Annotated in this window: 22 protein-coding genes; 9 read left to right on the top strand and 13 right to left on the bottom strand. The window is 33.4% G+C overall.

The features are described 5' to 3' along the window. Nucleotides 1–13: 13 nt before the first annotated feature. Both BMY56_RS14545 and BMY56_RS14540 read right to left on the bottom strand, forming a co-directional pair. Nucleotides 14–1,027, bottom strand: a complete 1,014-nt coding sequence (locus tag BMY56_RS14545) for a FecR family protein (RefSeq protein WP_091625784.1) — start codon at nt 1,025–1,027, stop codon at nt 14–16. 57 nt (nt 1,028–1,084) lie between these two features. Continuing rightward, complete coding sequence (locus tag BMY56_RS14540) at nt 1,085–1,663, bottom strand: RNA polymerase sigma factor (RefSeq protein WP_091625781.1); 579 nt, start codon at nt 1,661–1,663, stop codon at nt 1,085–1,087. 200 nt (nt 1,664–1,863) lie between these two features. On the opposite strand from BMY56_RS14540, the gene ychF reads away from it, so the two are divergent. Then, nucleotides 1,864–2,958, top strand: coding sequence for a redox-regulated ATPase YchF (gene ychF, locus BMY56_RS14535; protein ID WP_091625778.1), 1,095 nt, complete (start codon nt 1,864–1,866; stop codon nt 2,956–2,958). On the opposite strand, the gene BMY56_RS14530 is transcribed toward ychF, so the two are convergent. Both BMY56_RS14530 and BMY56_RS14525 read right to left on the bottom strand, forming a co-directional pair. Then, the gene (locus tag BMY56_RS14530; RefSeq protein WP_091625777.1) at nt 2,955–3,248 is read right to left on the bottom strand and encodes a chaperone modulator CbpM; all 294 of its coding nucleotides are present in this window, start codon (nt 3,246–3,248) and stop codon (nt 2,955–2,957) included. The two genes, ychF and BMY56_RS14530, sit on opposite strands and share 4 nt — an antisense overlap. 2 nt (nt 3,249–3,250) lie before the next feature. Further along, nucleotides 3,251–4,147 carry a DnaJ C-terminal domain-containing protein gene (locus BMY56_RS14525; protein ID WP_091625774.1) on the bottom strand — a complete coding sequence of 299 codons (897 nt, stop codon included), beginning with the start codon at nt 4,145–4,147 and terminating at the stop codon, nt 3,251–3,253. 239 nt (nt 4,148–4,386) lie between these two features. On the opposite strand from BMY56_RS14525, the gene BMY56_RS14520 reads away from it, so the two are divergent. From BMY56_RS14520 to BMY56_RS14505, 4 genes are all read left to right on the top strand, one after another. After that, nucleotides 4,387–6,249: a DNA topoisomerase IV subunit B gene (locus BMY56_RS14520; protein ID WP_091625772.1), complete on the top strand. Its 1,863-nt coding sequence runs from the start codon at nt 4,387–4,389 to the stop codon at nt 6,247–6,249. Nucleotides 6,250–6,274: 25 nt separating this feature from the next. Further along, nucleotides 6,275–8,938, top strand: a complete 2,664-nt coding sequence (locus tag BMY56_RS14515; RefSeq protein WP_091625770.1) for a DNA gyrase/topoisomerase IV subunit A — start codon at nt 6,275–6,277, stop codon at nt 8,936–8,938. An 8-nt stretch (nt 8,939–8,946) separates the two neighbouring features. After that, nucleotides 8,947–9,375 (top strand): large-conductance mechanosensitive channel protein MscL, encoded by a 429-nt coding sequence (mscL, locus tag BMY56_RS14510; RefSeq protein WP_091625767.1) that lies wholly within the window; start codon nt 8,947–8,949, stop codon nt 9,373–9,375. A gap of 108 nt (nt 9,376–9,483) precedes the next feature. After that, complete coding sequence (locus BMY56_RS14505; protein ID WP_091625765.1) at nt 9,484–10,440, top strand: sterol desaturase family protein; 957 nt, start codon at nt 9,484–9,486, stop codon at nt 10,438–10,440. Nucleotides 10,441–10,514: 74 nt separating this feature from the next. Here the strand turns inward: BMY56_RS14505 and BMY56_RS14500 are convergent, their stop codons facing one another. The 4 genes from BMY56_RS14500 to BMY56_RS14485 all read right to left on the bottom strand — a co-directional run bounded on the left by BMY56_RS14500 (nt 10,515) and on the right by BMY56_RS14485 (nt 13,720). Next, the gene (locus tag BMY56_RS14500; protein WP_091625762.1) at nt 10,515–11,984 is read right to left on the bottom strand and encodes a Gfo/Idh/MocA family protein; all 1,470 of its coding nucleotides are present in this window, start codon (nt 11,982–11,984) and stop codon (nt 10,515–10,517) included. 112 nt (nt 11,985–12,096) lie between these two features. Beyond that, nucleotides 12,097–12,906, bottom strand: a complete 810-nt coding sequence (locus BMY56_RS14495; RefSeq protein ID WP_091625759.1) for a TerC family protein — start codon at nt 12,904–12,906, stop codon at nt 12,097–12,099. Between the two features lie 2 nt (nt 12,907–12,908). After that, nucleotides 12,909–13,286, bottom strand: coding sequence for a hypothetical protein (locus tag BMY56_RS14490; protein ID WP_091625757.1), 378 nt, complete (start codon nt 13,284–13,286; stop codon nt 12,909–12,911). Between the two features lie 71 nt (nt 13,287–13,357). Then, on the bottom strand, nt 13,358–13,720 hold the full coding sequence (locus BMY56_RS14485; RefSeq protein ID WP_091625754.1) for a helix-turn-helix domain-containing protein: 363 nt from the start codon (nt 13,718–13,720) through the stop codon (nt 13,358–13,360). Nucleotides 13,721–14,048: 328 nt separating this feature from the next. On the opposite strand from BMY56_RS14485, the gene BMY56_RS14480 reads away from it, so the two are divergent. The 3 genes from BMY56_RS14480 (at nt 14,049) to BMY56_RS14470 (ending at nt 16,280) form a co-directional block, all read left to right on the top strand. Next, entirely contained in the window at nt 14,049–15,077 is a 1,029-nt protein-coding gene (locus BMY56_RS14480; protein WP_245737235.1) for a M14 family metallopeptidase, read from the top strand. Nucleotides 15,078–15,193: 116 nt separating this feature from the next. Continuing rightward, nucleotides 15,194–15,673 (top strand): Lrp/AsnC family transcriptional regulator, encoded by a 480-nt coding sequence (locus tag BMY56_RS14475; protein ID WP_027066901.1) that lies wholly within the window; start codon nt 15,194–15,196, stop codon nt 15,671–15,673. A gap of 88 nt (nt 15,674–15,761) precedes the next feature. Continuing rightward, nucleotides 15,762–16,280, top strand: coding sequence for a DinB family protein (locus tag BMY56_RS14470; protein WP_091625749.1), 519 nt, complete (start codon nt 15,762–15,764; stop codon nt 16,278–16,280). Between the two features lie 2 nt (nt 16,281–16,282). Here BMY56_RS14470 and BMY56_RS14465 read toward each other — a convergent pair whose 3' ends face one another. Together BMY56_RS14465 and aroB are read right to left on the bottom strand one after the other, a co-directional pair. Beyond that, nucleotides 16,283–16,612 carry a hypothetical protein gene (locus BMY56_RS14465; protein ID WP_091625746.1) on the bottom strand — a complete coding sequence of 110 codons (330 nt, stop codon included), beginning with the start codon at nt 16,610–16,612 and terminating at the stop codon, nt 16,283–16,285. Nucleotides 16,613–16,721: 109 nt separating this feature from the next. Beyond that, nucleotides 16,722–17,783, bottom strand: a complete 1,062-nt coding sequence (aroB, locus tag BMY56_RS14460) for a 3-dehydroquinate synthase (RefSeq protein ID WP_091625743.1) — start codon at nt 17,781–17,783, stop codon at nt 16,722–16,724. Between the two features lie 112 nt (nt 17,784–17,895). On the opposite strand from aroB, the gene BMY56_RS14455 reads away from it, so the two are divergent. Next, entirely contained in the window at nt 17,896–19,062 is a 1,167-nt protein-coding gene (locus tag BMY56_RS14455) for a proline dehydrogenase family protein (RefSeq protein WP_091625740.1), read from the top strand. Nucleotides 19,063–19,069: 7 nt separating this feature from the next. On the opposite strand, the gene BMY56_RS14450 is transcribed toward BMY56_RS14455, so the two are convergent. The 3 genes from BMY56_RS14450 to BMY56_RS14440 all read right to left on the bottom strand — a co-directional run bounded on the left by BMY56_RS14450 (nt 19,070) and on the right by BMY56_RS14440 (nt 21,491). Beyond that, nucleotides 19,070–19,453 (bottom strand): DUF4258 domain-containing protein, encoded by a 384-nt coding sequence (locus BMY56_RS14450; RefSeq protein ID WP_091625736.1) that lies wholly within the window; start codon nt 19,451–19,453, stop codon nt 19,070–19,072. Nucleotides 19,454–19,532: 79 nt separating this feature from the next. Beyond that, nucleotides 19,533–20,732: an alanine dehydrogenase gene (locus BMY56_RS14445; RefSeq protein WP_091625734.1), complete on the bottom strand. Its 1,200-nt coding sequence runs from the start codon at nt 20,730–20,732 to the stop codon at nt 19,533–19,535. Between the two features lie 99 nt (nt 20,733–20,831). Further along, nucleotides 20,832–21,491 carry a hypothetical protein gene (locus BMY56_RS14440; protein ID WP_091625731.1) on the bottom strand — a complete coding sequence of 220 codons (660 nt, stop codon included), beginning with the start codon at nt 21,489–21,491 and terminating at the stop codon, nt 20,832–20,834. Between the last annotated feature and the right edge of the window lie 66 nt (nt 21,492–21,557).

Genomic DNA, 21,557 nt, shown 5'->3' with positions numbered 1-21,557 from the left:
ATAAATAGTTTAGTTAATAAATTGGGTTCTCTTGTACTTGTAAAATATTCCCTTTGTTAATGATTCTAGTTCCAGTCGCCTTTTCAATGGCTGCAATACATATTTTTAAATTTTGATTGGGGATACCTCCTGATATGGGTATATCTTTTAAATGATTAGATGAATATCTAACTTCAAGGCCATAAGTAAGTTCTAAATTGAACATTACCTCTTTAAGCGGTATTTCATTAAAAGAATAGGTTCCACCACGCCAAAGAGCATATGGTGTTTCGACAGTGACCTTTTTATGAATAAGCTCATTGCTTTTATTTGAAAATGAAACCATTTCACCAGGAATCATTTTAGTGACATCACCGTTTTTAAATTCTAAATGAATGGATCCTTCATCTAAAACAACATTCGTTTTTTGTTCTCTAGTATTTACATGAAACTGAGTTCCAAGAACCTCTACTTTAAGATCATTGGTAATCACCCAGAATTTCGCATTGGTACTCGGTATAGATTTAACCCTAAAATATGCCTCACCTTTAAGATTTATAAATCGTGGATTATCTTTTTCATAAGATATTTCTGAGTTACCATTTAATACCACAGAAGTTCCGTCAGGTAATTTTAGGTCTATGATTTCACCAAAATTTGTTTGATGTGTGGTTGTGTTGTGAACATTTAAAAGAGACAAACTTGTCCAGCTTAATAAAATAAGAACTACTGCTGCGGCTGAAAAATATATAGCCTTGTTTAATGATTGTATTTTAGTAAAAGGATTTTTTGTGGAATTTTTTAATCCTATTTTAGGTAGAATTTTGGAAAGCTCTTGGTCAACCTTCTCATTATTTGGAAATTGCGGCTTAAATTTTATGCCAACAACAATAGATTTGGCATTTTCAACAGTTTCAATATGCTGAGGATTATTTTGTAGCCAATTATTCCAGTAATCGATATCATTTTTATTTAAGCCTTTAGCCCAATTCTTAAATGACGAATCTGTTAAGAAATACTGTAAATCGAATTTGTTTGAATTATTCATTTAGTAAGGCGTTCCATTTATAAGAGGTTTAATTTTATAAAATATACCCTAGTATTTTCAATTTTTTTTCAAAACAGATTTAATTTGTTGATTTTGAGACGCTAATCTTAATTTGGAAAGTGCTTTTTGGAGTACATTTAAAACGCTTTGGTAATTCATATCCATTACTTCAGCGATATCGGTGCTACACATATTACTGTAATACTTTAAATAGATAACTTCTTTTTGTCTTGGAGAAAGTTGATTGATTAATTGAGACAATGTCGTTGTGCATAGAAATTGAATTTCTTGATGTATGGAAATTTCTTCTGCAGAAAATGTGAAGTTTGATTTAAATAATTGAGCTTCTGAAATTGGAATGTTATTCTGATTTTTTTGAAGTTGTTTTATCAGTCTTCTTTTAAAAGAAACAAATAAGTATGCTTTAAGATTTTTTATAGTTCCTTTTTTCTCCCTTTCTTCATAAAGTTGAATAAAAAAGTTTTGAAGGCAATCTTCGGTGAGGGCAGGAGCATTGCTCAATTTTATACCATAGACATATAATTGGGGGTAATACTTTTTAAAAAGAAGTGAAAAAGCATGGACCTCTCCCTTTTTAAAAAAATACCAAAGCGTCTCATCAGAGTGAAGTTCCATTAATTCTTAAAGTTCTTGGCGTAAAGTATTAAAATTTTTCTTAAAAAGTGTTAAAAAATCAAACAATTGTCATCATTAGTCTAAAAAGTTTGATATTAATATAAAAATTCACTAGGTGTTTTAATTAAACATAAGAGTAGAAATTGAATGTAGAATGTTCAAGTAAAAACTATATTTGCACCCTTTAAATATTCTTTATTATGAAAGCAGGTATAGTAGGATTACCAAATGTGGGTAAATCAACACTTTTTAATTGTTTGTCCAATGCTAAGGCGCAAAGTGCGAATTTCCCATTTTGTACTATTGAGCCAAATATTGGTGTGGTTAATGTGCCCGATGCTAGATTAGAAAAATTAGAAGAATTAGTAAATCCTGAAAGGGTATTGCCTGCAACTGTTGAAATAGTTGATATTGCAGGATTGGTAAAAGGAGCAAGTAAAGGTGAAGGTTTAGGAAACCAGTTTCTTGGTAATATTCGTGAAACGGATGCCATTTTACATGTTCTACGTTGTTTTGATAATGACAATATAGTACACGTAGATGGTAGTGTAGATCCGATAAGGGATAAGGAGACTATAGACATGGAACTTCAATTAAAAGATTTGGAGACCGTAGATAAAAAACTTGAAAAAGTAAAAAGAGCGGCAAGAACAGGTAATAAAGAAGCTCAAAAAGAAGAGGCTGCTTTATTGGCTATAAAAGGTGGACTTGAAGCAGGGGTGTCTGTAAGGGCAATTAAAATTGATGAAGAGTCTAGACTTGAATTTGTAAAACCACTACAGTTTATAACAGATAAGCCGGTTATGTATGTTTGTAATGTAGATGAGGATGCAGCTGTAAAAGGGAATGCTTATGTGGAGAAGGTGAAAGAAATGGTTGCTAGCGAAAATGCTGAAGTTATTTTTCTCGCAGTAGGTACTGAAGCTGATATTACTGAATTAGAGACTTATGAAGAACGAAAGATGTTTTTGGAGGATTTAGGTTTAGATGAGCCGGGTTCTGCAAAATTGATTCGTGGCGCTTATAAATTATTAAATCTTGAAACGTATTTCACTGCTGGTGTTAAAGAAGTTCGTGCATGGACAATTCCAGTTGGCGCGACAGCCCCTCAAGCGGCAGGTGTTATACATACCGATTTCGAAAAAGGTTTTATTAGGGCAGAAGTAATAGCCTATAATGATTATGTTGCTTTTGGTAGTGAATCAAAAGTAAAAGAAGCTGGTAAAATGAGAGTAGAAGGCAAGGAATACATTGTTAAAGATGGAGATGTAATGCATTTCAGGTTTAATGTTTAATGCTCATAAATAGTTAAGCGGTTTCTCAACAACTTTAGTTCTCGTTCTAATCGATTGATTTTTTCTAGCATATGGTTGAGAGAATCTATACCTTCCATATTAATACCTAAATCTTGGCGTAATCTATAAATTCTTTCAATTTCCATTATATAATGAGATTTAACATAAGTTTTGTTCTCAATTAATTGAACCTCAATCATACCATATTCCAATAGATCTTCAATAAAATCTATTGGGGTTTGTGTCTGTTCACAGTAGTGTTCTATTAGAATAAAATTTTCTGAATCCATATTTATTGTAATTCTGAAAGTTGTTTGAATAATTCTTTTTCCTTCGTTGAAAGGTTAGTTGGCATGGATACTTTATAGGTTATGTATAAATCTCCATGAGCGCCTTTTTTCTTGTATATCGGCATACCTTTTCCTTTTAGCTTAACCTTTGTGTCGGTTTGAGTTTCTGGTTTAACCTTTAATTTTACTTTGCCTGTTAACGTTTCTACTTCAATTTCACCACCTAGTATGGCATCATATAAATTGATGATATGATTTTTATACAAATCATTGCCGACTCTTTTAAAAGGTGTATTGTTGTTAATCTCAAATGTTAAGTATAAATCTCCTTTGGGACCTCCATTTACACCCTCTCCTCCGTAACCTGAGATTTTAATCGTTTGGCCATCTTCAACCCCTGCGGGTATTGTGATTCTTATTTTCTTAGCCCCTAGGTCTAATGTTTGCTTTTGGTCTGTTAAGATGTCAAGCATATTCAACTTTAAAGTAGCATTCAAATCTTGACCTTTAAACTGAGTAGATCTTCTTCCTCTACCGCTGAAACCTGCTCCACCAAACATGGACTCGAAGAAATCAGAAAAATCCTCATTGCCTCCGCCTGATGTACTATATGTTTTTCTGCGGCCTCCCGATGAACTACGTTGATTTCTTTTTGCCTCTTCAAAAGCATCAGCATGCTCCCAATCTTTGCCGTATTGGTCGTATTTCTTCCTTTTTTCAGGATCACTTAGAACTTCATTTGCCTCATTTACCTGCTGAAACTTTTGTTGTGCGCTTTTATCATTGGGGTTTAAATCTGGATGCAGTTTTCGGGCCAATTTTCTATAGGCTTTTTTAATGTCTGCTTGAGAAGCTTTCTTGTCTATTTCAAGAATTTTATAATAATCAATAAATTCCATAGTTCTTAAAAATCTAAACTAAAGATATGAAAACATTGAAGTGTTTCCTATGATAGATATCACCAAATATTTGGTAATTTAAAGTAGGTTTCACAATGATTGATTTGTTAGTGTTTATTCTTTTTTGTGACTGCTATCAACAAAAACGTGGAATTCATTGTTAATTACTTTAATGTTTAGGGGTTTTATCTTTTGTCGAGTGGTGCTATCTTTAGCAGCACTTTCAAAAAATTTATTTAATGTCCCAAGACACACAATATACTGAAGATAACATACGCTCGCTTGATTGGAAAGAACATATCCGATTAAGGCCTGGTATGTATATTGGTAAATTGGGAGATGGTTCATCGGCAGATGATGGAATCTATATTTTATTGAAAGAAGTTATCGATAACTGTATCGATGAATTTGTAATGGGTGCAGGTAAGACCATTGAAATCACAATAAAAGATAAGGTTGTTAAGGTGCGTGACTATGGTCGTGGTATACCGCTAGGGAAAGTTGTAGATGTAGTTTCTAAAATGAACACTGGTGGTAAATATGATAGTAGGGCATTTAAAAAATCGGTAGGTCTTAATGGTGTAGGTACTAAAGCGGTAAACGCTTTATCTAGTTTTTTTGAAGTTCAATCTTCACGAGAAAATCAATTAAAGACGGCTCAGTTCAGTTCAGGTAATTTAGAAAATGAAGTTGGTCCGGAAGAAACGACCAAAAGAAAAGGTACCAAGGTTACTTTTATTCCTGATGAGGCGATTTTTAAACATTATAAGTATAGAAATGAGTATGTAGAACGCATGCTGAAAAACTATGTGTATCTAAATCCAGGTCTTACTATTGTATTTAATGGTGAGAAATTCTACTCTGAAAACGGATTAAAAGATCTTCTAGAGGATAATAATAATATGGAAGACATGCTTTATCCTGTTATACATTTAAAAGGAGAGGATATTGAAGTTGCCATGACACATAGCAAAACACAATATAGTGAAGAGTATCATTCTTTTGTTAACGGACAGCATACTACACAAGGTGGTACGCACCAAGCTGCATTTAGAGAAGCTATAGTTAAAACTATAAGAGAATTTTATAAGAAGGATTACGATGCATCCGATATTCGAAAGTCTATAATTTCCGCTATTGCATTAAAAGTTACAGAGCCAGTTTTTGAAAGTCAGACTAAAACGAAATTAGGTTCTACCGATATGGGTGGAGAATTTCCTACCGTACGTACCTATATCAACGATTTCATTGGTAAATATTTAGATAATTACCTTCATAAAAATCCAGATACTGCAGATAAGCTTCAGCGAAAAATCATGATGGCTGAAAAGGAGCGAAAGGAACTTTCGGGTATTCGTAAGTTGGCGCGTGACAGAGCAAAGAAGTCAAGCTTGCATAATAAGAAACTGCGAGATTGTAGAGTTCATCTAAGTGATATGAAAAATGATCGTAGACTAGAAAGTTCTTTGTTCATTACCGAAGGTGATTCCGCATCGGGTTCTATTACTAAATCGAGAGATGTTAACACGCAAGCTGTTTTTAGTTTAAAAGGAAAACCTTTGAATTCATATGGCATGTCTAAGAAAATTGTCTACGAAAATGAGGAATTCAACCTGTTGCAGGCTGCATTGAATATTGAAGAGACTATTGAAGATTTACGGTATAATAATATTATTATAGCTACCGATGCCGATGTAGATGGTATGCATATTAGATTGTTGCTGATTACGTTCTTTTTACAATTTTTTCCAGAATTGATAAAAGAAAATCACCTATATATTTTGCAGACACCTCTATTTAGGGTGCGTAATAAAAAGGAAACCATTTATTGCTATAGTGATGAAGAGCGACAACATGCCATAAATAAGCTGTCAGGTAAACCAGAAATCACCAGATTTAAAGGTTTAGGAGAAATATCGCCAGATGAATTTAGGCACTTCATTGGTGATGATATTCGATTGGAACCTATAATGTTAGATAAGGCAATGTCTATTGAAGAATTATTAAGTTTTTATATGGGGAAAAACACTCCTGATAGACAAAAATTCATTATCAATAATCTTAAAGTTGAAGTTGATTTGATTAAGGATAAAGTAGTATAAACTAAATAAATACGATTGCTTCTGAATGGAAGAAAATGACGATTTGAACGAAGATATTAACGAAAACCTTTCCGAAGAGAATACTACTAATTCAGATTCTTCTGATGCCTTGACTAGGGTCAGTGGTATGTATAAAGATTGGTTTTTGGATTATGCCTCATATGTAATTTTAGAACGAGCGGTACCTGCAATTGAAGATGGTTTTAAGCCAGTGCAGCGTAGAATTATGCATTCTTTAAAAGAGTTAGATGATGGCCGGTATAACAAGGTTGCTAATGTTGTAGGGCATACCATGCAGTATCATCCACATGGTGATGCTAGTATAGCAGATGCCATGGTACAGATTGGACAGAAAGATTTACTGATAGATACCCAAGGTAACTGGGGTAATATATTGACAGGCGATAGGGCTGCTGCATCCAGATATATCGAAGCAAGGCTCTCTAAATTTGCGCTTGAAGTTGTTTTTAGCCCAAAAATCACTGAATGGCAATCTTCCTACGATGGTAGAAAGAAAGAGCCTGTAAATTTACCGGTGAAGTTCCCGTTATTATTAGCTCAAGGAGCCGAAGGTATTGCTGTTGGACTCTCAACGAAAGTCTTATCGCATAATTTTATTGAACTTATTGATGCTTCTATAAAACATTTAAAAGGGCAACGATTTAAAATATATCCTGACTTTCCAACGGCTGGTATTATTGATGTCTCAAATTATAATGATGGCTTACGAGGAGGGAAAATTAGGGTTCGTGCTAAGATAGCTCAGATTGATAAGAATACATTGGTAATCAATGAGATACCGTATGGTACTAATACAGGGAGTTTAATAGATTCGATTTTAAAAGCTAATGATAAAGGCAAAATTAAAGTTAAAAAAATTGAAGATAATACAGCTGCTGATGTTGAAATTTTAATTCATCTTCCGTCTGGGATATCGCCAGATAAAACCATTGATGCACTTTATGCCTTTACGGCTTGTGAATCCTCCATATCGCCACTAGGTTGCATAATCGAGGATAACAAGCCTTTGTTTATCGGTGTAACTGAAATGCTTAAAAGGTCTACCGATTCAACTGTAGAGCTTTTGAAAATGGAGCTTGAGCTTCAATTGAGCGAATTAGAAGAACAGTGGCATTTTGCTTCATTAGAAAGAATATTTATTGAGAATCGAATATACCGTGATATTGAGGATGAAGAAACTTGGGAAGGTGTAATTAGTGCTATCGATAAAGGATTGGCTCCATTTACCAAGCATTTAAAACGCGCAGTAACTGAAGATGATATTACCAGGCTTACGGAAATTCGTATTAAAAGAATTTCAAAATTTGATTTAGATAAAGCTCAGCAATATCTGGAGACTCTGCAAGAGCGTATTGCAGAAGTGAAAAATCATCTTGCTAATTTAATTGAGTTCGCGATAAATTATTTTAAGAATCTAAAGGAAACTTACGGTAAGGATAGGGGGCGTTTAACTGAAATTAGAGTATTTGACGATATTGAAGCTACAAAGGTGGCTATTAGAAATACGAAGCTATATGTAAATAGGGATGAAGGTTTTGTCGGAACCTCACTCAAAAAAGATGAATATGTTACTGATTGCAGTGACATTGACGATATTATAGTGATAACCAATGAAGGAAAAATGATGGTGTCTAAAGTAGATTCCAAAATTTTTGTTGGTAAAGGTATTATTCACGTTGCTGTTTTTAAGAAAAAGGATAAGCGAACAACTTATAATTTGGTCTATAAAGACGGTAAAGGTGGCCCTACATATATCAAGCGTTTTAATGTTACAAGTATCACTAGGGACAGAATTTATGACTTAACGACGGGTAAATCTGGTTCTCAAGTATTGTATTTTTCTGCTAACCCAAATGGTGAGGCTGAAGTAATTACAGTGTTGTTACGCCAGGTAGGCAGTATTAAGAAGTTGAAATGGGATATTGATTTTTCTGATGTAATAATCAAGGGTAGAGCATCAAAAGGAAATATAGTCACAAAGTACTCGGTAAAACGAATAGAGTTAAAAGAGAAGGGCGTATCAACTTTAAAGCCTAGAAAAATTTGGTTCGATGATGTAGTTAGAAGATTAAATGTAGATGGCAGGGGAGAACTTCTTGGTGAATTTAAAGGTGATGACTTGTTGTTGGTGATCAATCAAAAAGGTGTTGCTAAAACATTTTTGCCAGTGTTGACATCTCACTTCGATGACGATATGATTGTGCTTGAAAAATGGATTCCAGAGAAGCCAATTTCAGCTATTTATTGGGAGGGTGAAAAAGAGCGCTTTTATGTTAAAAGGTTTTTTATTGAGAACGAGAATAAAGACGAATTGTTTATTTCTGACCACCCTAAATCATATTTAGAATTAGTTTCGACCGACTGGCGACCATTGGTGGAGATAGAATTCCCAAAACCTAGAGGTAAGGAAGCGAAAGATAATGAATCTATTGATATAGAGAATTTTATATCGATAAAAGGAATTAAAGCTTTAGGTAATCAATTGATAACTGAGAAGGTTAAAAATATTAATTTATTAGATCCATTACCTTTTGAGCCTGCGGTTCCTGAAAAGCCAGAGGATATTGAAGTAGTGGATGAAGAGGCTGTTGAATCTAATGATGAAAATGACGGTGAAGAATTAGATGGTGGACTGCCATCAGATGAACCTAAAACATTGTTTGATTAATAATTGATATGAAAAAATTCTTTAAAGAGTTTAAGAATTTTGCCATTAAAGGCAATATGATTGATTTAGCTATTGGTATAATAATTGGAACAGCTTTCAATAAGGTCGTAAGTGCTTTGGTATCTAAAGTAATAATGCCTCCACTTTCATTAATGACGGATGATGTGAATTTGTCCAATAAAAAATGGGTGCTTAGGGAGGCTGGTGAAAAGATGGAAGAAGTTGCTATTGGTTATGGAGAATTAATAGAGTCATTGGTTGATTTTTGTATTATCGCTTTTACCATTTTTGTTATGGTTAAGTTTATAAATCGATTCAAAGAAAAATCTGAAGACCCAGCAAATAAAGAAGTTGAAACGCCAAAAAACATTGCATTGCTTGCAAGTGTTGAGAGTTTATTGAAAGAGCAGAATGAAATTCTTAGAAGTAAGCGATAATAAAATCTGTTTAATGATTGTATTGTCTTATTCCAAAATAGAAAGTTAAGATTAGACAACTTAAAAAATAGATGTTTTTATAACTACATTTACAAAAATTTTTAAATAATGGATTTTACCAACCCTTTGGTATACGGTGCGCCAGCTTTTATAGCCTTTATTTTATTAGAATTAACCTACAGTAAAACTCATGGAGATGATGATCTTTATGATTGGAAAGATTTTGCGGCAAGTAGTGTTATGGGTATAGGCTCAGCTATAATCGGACCTTTACTTAAGGTGATATTGTTGGTTGTGCTTTTCGAATATGCTTATGAGTTTTTTAATCCAATGGTCGATGGTGTAAGAACTAATATAATGGGGTATAAGTCATTTGGTTATGCCTGGTATGTTTGGTTGCTTTGTCAATTGGCAGATGACTTTACGTATTACTGGTTTCATAGAGCTAATCACGAAATTCGTATCCTTTGGGCGGCACACATAGTACATCATTCATCTGATAATTTTAATCTGGGAACTGCTATTCGAAATGGGTGGTTTACGCTGCTTTATAAGCCTTTTTTCTACGTCTGGATGCCAATTATTGGCTTTCCTGTAGAAATGGTTGTGGTGTGCTTGGCTATTGAATCATTTTGGCAATTTCAATTACATTCTCAATATGTTCCTAAAATGGGATTTATTGAAAAAATATTCAATACACATACTATGCATCAAGTGCATCATGCACAAAATGTGGAATACTTAGATAAGAACCATGGTGGATTTTTGAATTTCTTTGATAAGATATTTGGCACTTGGAAAGAATATGATGAAGAAATTGACGTAAAATTCGGTGTTATACACGCACCTAATTCTAATAACCCTATTGTAATTTTAACTCACGAATTCACCGATATTTGGGCGGATATGAAGAAGTCTAAGAAATTTAGTCACAAACTAATGTATGTTTTTGGACCTCCAGGTTGGAGTCATGATGGTAGCACCATGACCGTTAAGCAGCAACAACGTTTATTTGAAGAGCAAAAACAGGAAAATCCTAAGGTCGCTTTCAATAGGCCGAATTAAAGCATGATAATAAAAAAAAGTGGAGGTTTAAAACCTCCACTTTTTTTTGTACTATATTCCAACAAGGAAAGGTGTTATACCTCCCATCCCTTTCTATATGTTCTGCCAACAAATTGGTTGGCTTCCTCCATATTGGTGATTCTCATATTTTCTCCATCCCACAATAATTTTTTACGAGCAAAGAATTCCATTGCGCCTTCAGTATTTTCTCTTTGAAGCATATAGCTTCTAATAGCTAAATTACCCATTAGAACAGTTTCTGTCATAGGTCCGGCATAATCGAAGGAGGACGTAAGCCCTAAATGCTCAGGACTACCAAAACCAGCTTTACAAGCATCTACCCATTTACGTTGGTGACCATATTCTGGTTCTAAATTTTCCTCAACTTCTGGTCCGAACTCTGTAGTGCCATCGTTTAAGTATAATTTTGGCATCAACGGTGAACTATCATTGATATTGGTTGAGATAATTCCTTTCTCACCTATGATTAAAACACCGTTTGCGCTGTTCTTGCCACCTATATCGTCGTTTGCAGGAATAATATCTGGGTGTGATGGTCGAATACCACCATCGCTCCAAGTCATTTCTATAGGTGATTTTGATTTGTCAGTAGCATCAAAGTGTAAGGTTATAAATGAGGATGGAGGACAGCCTTCTGGATAATAATCAGGAGTCCACATTTTGGAAAATACCGATGCAACGCTACATTCTGCATCTATAGGGTATTTTAAATTTAATGTTCTGAAAGGGATGTCTATTAAATGACATCCTACATCCCCTAAGGCACCTGTTCCATAATCCCACCAACCTCTCCAATTAAATGGATGAAGATTAGGAACAAACTCCCGCTCTGTTGCTGGTCCTAGCCATAAATCCCAATTTAAACCAGCTGGTTTTAAGCTAGCATCTGGCTTAGGCATTTCAATTCCTTGTGGCCATACGGGTCTATTCGTCCATACTTGAACTTTAGATATCGCTCCAATCTTATCTTCATCTATCCAACGTTGTACCATACCTAAAAGGGGGTTAGAGCCGCCCTGGTTTCCCATTTGACTTACAATCTTGTTGGTACGTGCCATTTGGGTTAAAGTCCGAGCTTCTTTAATGTTATGTGTCATGGGTTTTTGTACATACACATGAATTCCTCTTTCCATTGCCCATTTAGCTGCGGGCCCGTGAACATGGTCTGGGGTTGATATGGTAACAGCGTCAATATTCTTCTTTTTATCTAGCATGACTCTAAAGTCATCGTAAAGCTTGGCTTTAGGGAAATTCTCAACACTTTTTGCTGCAGTACCGGTAAAATCGACATCACATAAAGCCGCTACACGTTCTCTTCCCATTACTGAGGCGTTTTTAATATCGCTTATACCTTTACCGCCAGCGCCAATTGCTGCAATGTTGAGCCGGTCGCTAGGAGCAATAAAGCCCGTGCCGCCCAAAACATGTCTAGGAATAATAAATACAGATGAAGCTAATGCAGTCTTTTTAACAAAATCACGCCGATTAAGATTGGTGGATTTGTTTTCGTTGGATTTTTTCATAATTGCACTTGATTTAAGTTTGATTGGTAAACCAAGGTAATGAAAAGACCTCTATAAAACAATTGCAAAACAATTGAGATACAAGGGTCTATGTGCTGAATGTTATTATGCGCTATTCTTCTATATCAACAATATCGTCTTTGTTTTTTTTCATACGCAGATCGAAAAATTCAACCATAAGAGAGAATGCAATAGAGAAGTAGAGATAACCTTTAGGTATTACACCTACCTCGTTACCAAATACAATAAGATGACTTAAATGAGCAGATTCTGCAATAAGCATAAATCCAATTAAAATTAAGAAGGATAATCCTAAAATTTGTATGGATGGGTGTCTGTTGACAAACTCTCCAACAGGATTTGCAAAAAGCATCATAATTACTACTGAGATGACAACTGCTACAATCATTAGTACAAGCGCATCGTTTGGGTTAGGCGAAATGCCGTTGGTCATTCCTATCGCGGTAAGAATCGAGTCAAAGGAGAAAACGATATTAATAACCGTTATTTGAAGAATAGCGTTCATTAATGATGTGGATCTTGCTTTCTTTACTTCGCGTTCGTCATGACCTTTATCTTCAACCTTTTCATGAATTTCTTTTGTGCTTTTGTAGAGCAGAAACAAACCGCCTAGGAATAAAATAATTCCTTGACCACTAATACCCCCTGTAATCCAATCACTATCGAATACCCAGAAAGGTTTTTTCATAGAGGTAAGTAGCGATATTCCAAAAAGCAGCAAAATACGCATTACCATTGCTAATACTAAGCCTAAATTCGTGGCCTTTTTTCGATGACTAGGTTCCAGTTTTCCGGCAGCAATTGATATGAATATAATATTATCTATTCCTAAAACAATTTCAAGAAATGTAAGGGTGAGTAAAGCTACCCATGCATCGGCGCTGGCGAAAATATCGAACATGATTATTTAATTTTAAAAGCGGTTCCTGTTTTTACGATCAGTTCCTTGTTTGGGTCTTTTACGGCACTCTTGTATTGAAAGGTGTAAGATGAATCTGTAGTGCTAATTATTTTATAATGAATGGCTGTTTTACTATGAATATCTTGTAAAACAAACTCACAGTCATTAAACCAACGAACAGTGGCGCTATCAATTTTGTTTTCATAATAATCGACACTATACTTTTCATCTCTCGTGAATTTACCTTCTTTAACAATCTCTCCTAGTTCATAAGTAAACTTAAAAGAGCCTGTTTTGTACTTTTCGCAATCACGTTCTGGTTGGTAACATGAACTAAAAAGTAGGCATGTAATTATAAGAATAGATATTTTTTTTACCATGCTGCAAAATAAAGAAAATAGAAGGGAAGTTGATTGAAAAAGACAATAATAGTTTGTATTGAAACATGTTCTTATTGCTCTTCATATTTTCTAAATGAACCATCGGTATAGAAGATTACAATACGCTCAACATTCTTTTTTTGAATTGGCTTTGTAACTGCATTTGTGTTTGAACGCTCGTCCGATTTTTTGTTATTGTCTAAATTTTTATTCGGATACTCTCCTTCACCATACAAAAGCCATTGTAAATCCACTTCCTTAAAAGCATCATTTATTTTCATTATAAATTCTAAACTTGGTTTATTTCTACCATTTAATAAGTGGGAAATACTAGAGCGTTGCACGTGAATTAAATCAGCAAAAGAAGCTGAAGAAAGTTCATGATGGTTTAAAATAGTTTTCAGCCTTGCTATAAATGAAGTAGTATCTAACATGTTTACAAAACTAATGTTTTCTTATAATGTTTATTACTAGAGGTATAGTAAATCATATAAAGGGTGTAAAATTTTTTAAAGTTATAGTTTATATTTTTTTATTTAAAATACTGATAAATAATATTTTATGTTTTAATAAAATTAAAATTTAATATTGTAAATATTTCAAGCTTATTTTGTCTTCAAATCATAAATACAACTATTTACAAATGTAAACTATAGCTGTGTTATTTTTGTAATTAATAGTTTAACGAGGAATATGAAGGCAATTGATTATAGTCAAATTTATGTATCAAGTATTCAGGGTAGATATATTACTTATGACCATTTGAACAAATTTATTTCAGGTCTTTCTAAAAGTTTTAAGGTCATTACTATTGGGAAATCTGTGCGCAATGAATCTATAAAGAGTATCACTTTTGGTAATGGTCCTACACGTATTTTAATGTGGTCTCAAATGCATGGTAATGAATCAACGACCACGAAAGCAGTAATTGATTTATTGAATTATTTACAGCATGAAACCGTTAATGCTTTAGAAATTGCAAAAGAATGTACTTTAAAAATTATCCCAATTCTTAATCCAGATGGAGCGCGAGATTATACCAGGGTAAATGCAAAGGGGATAGATTTAAATAGAGATGCTCAGGAATTAACGCAACCAGAAAGTCGAATACTAAAGAAAGAGTATGATTCTTTTCATCCAGATTTTTGTTTTAACCTGCATGACCAACGTACAATTTTCAATGTTGGTAAAACCAATAAACCGGCGACGGTTTCTTTTTTAGCGCCTGCCTTTGATGTTGAAAGAAATAATTCCCCTTCACGTAAATTAAGTATGCAGCTAATTGCTGCTATGAACTCTAAGTTGAAAGAGTTAATACCTGGTCAGGTCGGTAGATATGATGATGGTTTTAATGCTAATTGTGTTGGTGATGCATTTCAAATGAGAGAAACTCCTACTATTTTATTCGAAGCAGGACATTACCATGAAGATTATGAGAGGGAGAAGACAAGAGAGTTTATTTTTCATGCTTTACTAAAAGGCATAAATACGATTATATTAAATGAAATTGAAAATTATACAATAGAGCAATATTTAGCTATTCCGGAAAATGGAAAACAGTTTGTAGATATTTTGATAAAAAATCCCATGGATACAAATGAAGTCCTAAAAAGCACATCATCAGTTCAATATAAAGAAGTTCTCAAGGATGGTAAGATTGTTTTTAGCCCTACAAAGCATATTTTTGAAACAACTCCTTTGGAAATTTTTGGTCATAAAATATTAAATTTAGAGGTAAAAGAAGATATAGAGTGGCTTGAAAACAATAAAATATTAAAACTACTAGATTGATTTTCATTGCCTTATTTCTTTTAAAACTTAAAAATGTTTACATTTTCATTAAAAAAAGTTGATATTCAATGAATTTAATGCGATAATTTTTTATTTTTGGCAAAAATTTTACAACTATGGGCAAAGTCAAATTAGACGAAATAGACCACCAAATTCTGGATATGTTGATTGACAACACCAGAACCCCTTTTACCGATATTGCAAAAAAGCTTCTTATATCAGCAGGTACTGTTCATGTAAGAGTAAAGAAAATGGAGGAAGCCGGAATTATAAAAGGTTCTTCACTTACTTTAGATTATGTGAAATTAGGTTATGCATTTATTGCATATGTTGGTATTTTCTTAGAAAAAACCCATCAGACAAAATTTGTGTTAGAGCGTTTGAACCAAATTCCAAACGTTACAATAGCACATATTACTACTGGTAAATTCAATATATTTTGTAAAATTAGAGCGAAGGATACTACTCATGCTAAAAACATCATTTTTAAAATAGATGATATTGATGGAATTAGCAGAACTGAAACAATGATTTCTTTAGAGGAGAGTTTTAATGATAAGAAACGATTAATGCATACCATATTTAACGAGTTATAATTTTTTAACTTCAACTAACTTAAAAGGCCCAGTTATATTTATGATTGGGCTTTTTTGATTTCCAATTAACTAAGAAATAAACTTTATTATGACAATTACAGATTTGCATAAAGAGGAATTTGATTTCTTCTATGCCACTTACTTAAGAAAACTTGAAAATCAAGAAGATTTAAAGTCAGCTTTATTGACAGGTAAAGAATGGTTTAAGAATTTTATTTCTGAATTGACTGCTGAGCAATTAGCCTTTAGTTATGGAGAAGGTAAATGGACTATTGCAGAAGTTCTTGTTCACTTAATTGATACCGAACGAATTTTTCAGTATCGTGCTTTTAGAATATCTAGAAATGATAAAACGCCTTTGCCAGGTTTTGAGCAAGATGATTATATTTTAGAGAGTAATTGTAATCAACGTACAAAAGAAGATATATTAGAAGAATATCTTTCAGTTAGAAATGCGACAATTAATTTATTCAAGAATTTATCGGAAGTTGAATTAAGGAGAATGGGTACGGCTAGTGGTTTACCATGGTCAGTTGCCGCTTTAGGACTTGCCATAAGTGGTCATCAAAGACATCATGAAATTATATTAAAAGAACGTTATTTGTAAATTTAGTCTAGATCAGGTTCCACTTCATTTTCGAAGTTTAGATATAAGGCATTGGTCATTTCTTCTGATCGCATAACTTCTTCAGGTGTTTTAGGCTCAAGCTCTTTATCCACATTTTCTTCAAAATTGGCAATAAAGTTCGACAGGCTTTTACTGATTTTTACGAGATAAAGTGTGTCGGCGGTTTTTATTTGAACAGCTTCAACATAATCACCTTGAATATTTTTAAAGGATATAATATCTTCATCACCATAACCATATGGGTATGTTTCAATTAAAAGTGCAGCTAATTGGTGATCTAGTTTACGATAATCGATAAGTCTTCTAGTCATAACTAATTTGGTTTAAGAAGGTTATTTAATTTCTTAACCTAAACTAGTAATTATACAGTCAACTAAATTTGTATAGTTGTGAAAGTGGTGTTTTCGGTATATGAAATTTTTAAACTTTGTAGTAAGCGAATGCTTCCGTAAAAAGTTCTACTGGAATTTCAATGTCAAAAACAGGATTACCTACTTCTTTCAATAGAACAAAATTCACTTTTCCGTGCGAATTTTTCTTGTCGTACTTCATGAGCTTAAGTATATTTTCTAAATCCTCTTCTAAGAATTCTACTTTCTCATATCTACTCAAAAAAGTAGTTTTGATATCCTCTAAATCAGCTAAAGGAAGATTTGTTAATTTATTGGATAAATAGCCTTCCAAAATCATTCCAATGGCAATGGCCTCACCATGAAGAAGCATTTCTTTAGAATCATTTTCTAAAAAATAGGATTCTATGGCATGACCTAAAGTGTGCCCGTAGTTTAATATTTTTCTAATATTCTGCTCACTCGGGTCTTGTAAAACAACCTTGTTCTTTATCTGAATTGATGAAAGAATATGTTTTTTCATATCCTCTAAACTTTCTGCTTGCTTTAGCGCTTCCCAGTACAATTTATCTTGAATAAGTCCGTGTTTAAGCATTTCAGCAAATCCGCTTCTAACTTGTCTATTATCTAAAGTGTTTAGAAAATCTGGTACTACAAGTACCATAATTGGCTGGTTTATTACGCCTATTTGATTTTTTAAGGAACCTAAATCTACACCTGTTTTACCGCCAACAGAGGCATCTACCATCGATAATAGAGTTGTTGGCACATTAATGAAGTCTATTCCTCTTTTAAATGTAGAAGCTACAAAACCACCTAAATCGGTTAAAACTCCACCGCCTAGATTAAGTAAAATACTTTTTCTATCAGCACCAAGTTCAGATAGGGCTTCCCAAACACCAACACATGTGTCTATATTTTTATTAACCTCACCAGATTCTATTTCAATGATTTCAAATTGATAGTCTCCATTTATTTCTGCCATAAACTGAGGCAAACAAAGTTCATGTGTATTTTCATCAACTAAAATAAAAATAATCGAGTATGCTTTTTTCGCTAAATGGGCATTAAGTGAATTAAAAGCATTTTCATTAAAATGTACTGCGTAAGAGTCTGAAATTATAGATTCCATAATATGGTCTGACTAAGTATTGGTTTCTAATTGAACACAAAATAAAGGTTATTTTTAGTCTTAGGATTATAAAATCTGTGATTATATTTACCAGCTATAGAAATAACAAAAAATGGACCAAATATTTGAAAATACCGCAACGGCATTTGCTTTAAAATCAGATTCGGAATTAGAAAGAGCTTATTTTCTCTTTAAAATGATTTCAAATGAACCATTAGTGAAAATGGGTTCGGTAATAACAAATTTTGCTTTTAAAGCACATTTGCCAGTAGAAGGTTTAATTAGAGCAACGGTTTTTGACCATTTTTGTGGTGGTATTAACGAAAGGGATTGTCTGCCTGTGGTAGATAGAATGTGGGAGAAAGGGGTGTGTTCGGTTTTAGATTATTCTGTAGAAGGTAAAGAAGAAGAAGATCCCTTTGATACTGCTACTGAAATTATATTGACCATACTAGATTTCGTAAAAGAAAAAGAAGCTATTCCATATGCGGTTTTTAAACCAACAGGGTTTGGTCGATTTGCACTATATCAGAAAATAACTGAGAAAAAAGAACTTACAAAAGATGAAGAAGCCGAATGGCAACGTGTTATAAATAGGTTCGATAAAGTATGTAAGAAAGCTCATGATCTTGAAGTATCATTATTAATTGATGGTGAGGAAAGCTGGATGCAAGATGCAGCTGATGATTTAGCGGAAGACATGATGCGTAAATACAATAAAAAGAAAAGAATTGTATTTAATACGCTGCAAACTTATAGATGGGATCGTTTATCTTATCTAAAATCTTTACATGAACGAGCCAAGACAGATGGATTTAAAATAGGAATGAAAGTAGTTCGTGGGGCATATATGGAAAAGGAAAACGACAGAGCGATAGAAAAAGGATATACCTCGCCTATCTGTAAAACTAAAGCAGAGACGGATGAAAATTTCAATGCTACTATTGAATATATGATTGAAAATCTTGATACGCTATCAATATTTGCAGGTACACATAATGAAGATAGTTGTTATCGTTTAATGGAGTTGATGAACAATAAAGGCATTGCTAGAAATAACGAGCATGTTTGGTTCGGCCAATTATATGGTATGAGCGATCATATTTCTTTCAATTTAGCTGCGAATGGATATAATGTTGCTAAATATTTACCATTTGGACCTGTTAGAGATGTTATGCCATACCTTATTAGAAGAGCGGATGAAAATACATCGGTAGCTGGACAAACCAGTAGGGAATTAACATTACTTAAAAAAGAAAGAAAGCGCAGAAAAATTTAAGAATATGCTATTGCATTTCTATTTGTTGAAGAGTTGCTTTATTTCTGCAATTTTGAACAGTGAATTTCCATTCACGTTCCTTTAATTCAGATTCTACGATGTAGGTTTTGCAAGGGACTGATTTGGTGTCACTACTACTAAAATCTACATCACCTTCAGTCAATATATACTTTACATCAAGAGAATCTAATTGATATTCAACTAATTTTAGTTTAGCCTCATCGCTATAATACATTGGTTTGGAACGAATATCTTTTAGGGTTCGACAATTTGGAAGATAACAAAAGTATACGCCAGTTTCTTCTGATTTCTTTTTTAAGAACATAGTTAGAAAAACAATGCCGATAGATAAGCCTACCAAGAAAAAACCTAACCTTTTTAGAAAATCCATTTTTGTTCTTTATTGAATTATTTAAGAACGCGAAATTATACCTTTTTAAAAGGATAGGAAAAGGAAAATGGCTAGTATTCTAAAAAATCAAAAAATTTATATCACTGTATTGTAAATCAAACCATTCACCAACAGATTTATTAGTAAGAATTCCATGGTACATGTAGAGTCCGTTTCTTAAGCCTTTATCAAATCGAAGTGAATTTTCCAGTCCGCCATCCTCACCAATTTTTAAAAGATAAGGGGTGAAAATATTACTAATTGAAACTGAAGCAGTTTTTGGATACCTAGAAGGTATATTCGGAACGCCGTAATGTATGACATCAAACTTTTTTCTAGTAGGTTTATTATGACTGGTTATTTCACTAGTTTCAAAACAACCACCGGTATCAATACTTACATCTATAATTACAGCACCTTTTTTCATATGTTCTACCATAGTACTGGATACAACTACTGGCGACCTATCTTTTCCTCTAGTGGCCCCAATGGCAACATCACAACGTTTAAGAGCTTTTAAGAGGTTCTTAGGCTGTATGGTTGATGTATAAACGGTTTGTTTTAAGTTGGTCTGTATATTTCTAAGTTTAGTTATCGAGTTGTCAAAAACTTTTACATTCGCGCCAATACCAATTGCTGATCTTGCTGCAAATTCACCTACGGTACCTGCTCCAATTATTACAACCTCTACAGGAGGTACGCCACTAATGTTTCCGAACATTAGTCCGTTACCATTATTATTTGCGGCCATTAATTCTGCTGCTATTAGAACAGATGAAATACCTGCAATTTCACTTAGAGAACGTACTGCAGGGTATTTGCCTTCATCATCTCTAATATATTCAAAAGCAATCGCCGTAATTCGCTTTCTTGCTAATTCTTCAAAATACTCTTTATATTGAGTTTTAATTTGAAGTGCTGAAATAATGACGGTCTGTGGATTTATAAATCCTATTTCGGTTAGGGTAGGGGGTTCCACTTTTAAAATTAGCGGACATGCAAATACTTTTTTAGTATCCTTGGTTATCTCACCACCTGCTTGGGTAAAGTCTAAATCGGTATAATGTGCACCCTCGCCAGCACCTGATTCAATAAGTACACGATGCCCATTTGAAGTGATTGCATTTACAGCATCCGGAGTAAGACAGATACGTTTTTCTTGATATTGATTTTCTTTAGGAATGCCAATAAACAATTCACCTTTTTGTCTAAAAACTTCTAACGTTTCTTCTTGTGGAAGTAATTGGTGTTTACTAAATGGCGAAGTGGCTTGGCTCATAACTGAAAATGTACGTTTTTCAAATCAACTATTTGAAACTCAAATGTACAATTTTTAAAGAAATGAATAATTAACAATAATAAGTGTAGCTGTAAGAATTTAAAACTTGAAGTTTAGCCAGGTCTGAATACGTTCTTGGAAGCCTTTTAATGTATGCTCAAGGTTACCTGTCGATAATTTTGTATTAAGTTCATCTGACATAGAAGATATTTCAGATTCCTCATCGGTATCCCGTGATTCAAAAGGAGTAAAGCCATCAGAAGTGAAATCTTTATTCTTTAACTCCTTAAGTTCTTTATCCATGGCATCTAAGTCGATACCTAAAACGTGTTTATCATAAAGTTTAATTCTTAGAAAGTATACAAATGGAATTATAACAATACAAATTGGTAAAAGCCAAAGTAAATTTTCAGTGTCGATGTCATTATCGTTAGAATATAAAACTTCAAATATTTGAAAAGCATACATTGCAATTGGTATTAGTATAATATGATACCACCAATTTTTTACAGTTAAAAACCAAAAGATCAATAAATAAAGGGGTACTATTTTACTCATCAGAAACCAAATAAATGTAGATACATCGGCAAACCCATGGCTTCCAATTGTAATTCCTAAAAAGGACACAGAATTTTCTGAGGCATTTGGAATATAGTCGTACAACTTATATAAAAAAGGAGATACTGCTATAAAAAATACCATTATCGATTCTAAAAAAATCTTTCTTTGTGCCTTTTTGTTTTTAACCTTAATATTCATTAACTATAATGTATAAGGTTTTAACGAACACATTGGGGAAATAGTATAAAAAAAGGGTGTATTTGC

The organism is Maribacter orientalis, from assembly GCF_900109345.1.
GTDB classification, from domain to species: Bacteria; Bacteroidota; Bacteroidia; order Flavobacteriales; family Flavobacteriaceae; genus Maribacter; species Maribacter orientalis.
The sequence above is the reverse complement of the archived record's forward strand: the minus strand, read 5'-3'. Positions and strand labels throughout refer to the sequence as shown.